The 1,014-nt window shown below is 64.4% G+C and carries 1 pseudogene; it reads left to right on the top strand.

Going from position 1 to position 1,014, the window contains the following annotated elements:
• The first annotated feature begins 66 nt into the window (after nt 1–66).
• A pseudogene (locus tag R0J92_RS21445) lies at nt 67–1,005 on the top strand (IS5 family transposase).
• Nucleotides 1,006–1,014: the final 9 nt, after the last annotated feature.

The raw sequence follows: 1,014 nt of genomic DNA, 5'->3' as shown, positions 1-1,014 counted from the left end.
GGCGTTGTTGCAGAACTCTGACCGCGAAGGATTCACAACACGAATCCATACGGTTAGACGGGTGGTATGAGCAAGCCCGAGCCCGCCCGCTACCGCACGACGAACTGGTCCGCCTACAACGCTTCGCTCCGCAATCGCGGGTCATTGCTGATCTGGCTGGATAAGGAGATGGCCTGGCACGCACCGCATGAAGGCTGCCCTGGGCGCCCGCCGGCCTTCTCAGACGCGGCGATCCAGTTCTGCTTATCGATTAAGGTGTTGTTCAAGTTGCCGCACCGGCAGACCGCCGGGGTGGTGGCGAGCCTGCTACGTCTGGCGGGGTTGGACTGGCCTGTTCCGGACTACTCCACGCTGTGTCGCAGGCAAAAGACCCTGAAGGTGCAAATCCCGTATCGCCGTGCCGACGGACCGCTGGACCTGCTGGGGGGATAGCACGGGTATCAAGTTTCTTGGCGACGGAGAATGGCAGGCCCGGAAGCATGGTGTTCAGGGACGGCGCCAATGGCACAAGGTCCATCTGGCCATGGACACCGCCACATCCGATATCCGCGCGGTCGAGTTTGCGCCCAGTCGGGAAGGCGATAGCCTTGTCCTGCCGGACCTCCTTGGCCAGATCCCGGACGACGAAGCCATCGGCACTGTGACGGCGGACGGCGCCTATGACACCCGCCGTTGCCACAGCGCCATCATCGCACGGGGGGGCACGGCCATCATCCCGATCCGCAAGAATGGCAGACCGTGGAAGGAGGATTGCCCAGCTGCTCTGGCCCGCAACGAAACCCTGCGCGCCACGCGTCACTACGGCCGGGCTTTCTGGAAACGGAGGACGGGATACCACGCCCGCAGCCGCGCCGAGGCCAAGATGCGCTGCCTCAAGTCCTTCGGCGAGCACATCGCCGCGAGAGACCCCGACCGCCCGACCGCCGAAATCGAGGTGAGCTCCGCATCGCCGTTATGAACCGCTTCAACGCCCTCGGCACCGCCGAGATCGTCCGCGTGGCATGACCTCAGTGG

The organism is Tritonibacter sp. SIMBA_163, assembly GCF_046535935.1.
GTDB classification, from domain to species: domain Bacteria; phylum Pseudomonadota; class Alphaproteobacteria; order Rhodobacterales; family Rhodobacteraceae; genus Epibacterium; species Epibacterium scottomollicae.
This window is presented reverse-complemented; position numbering and strand designations above follow the sequence as displayed.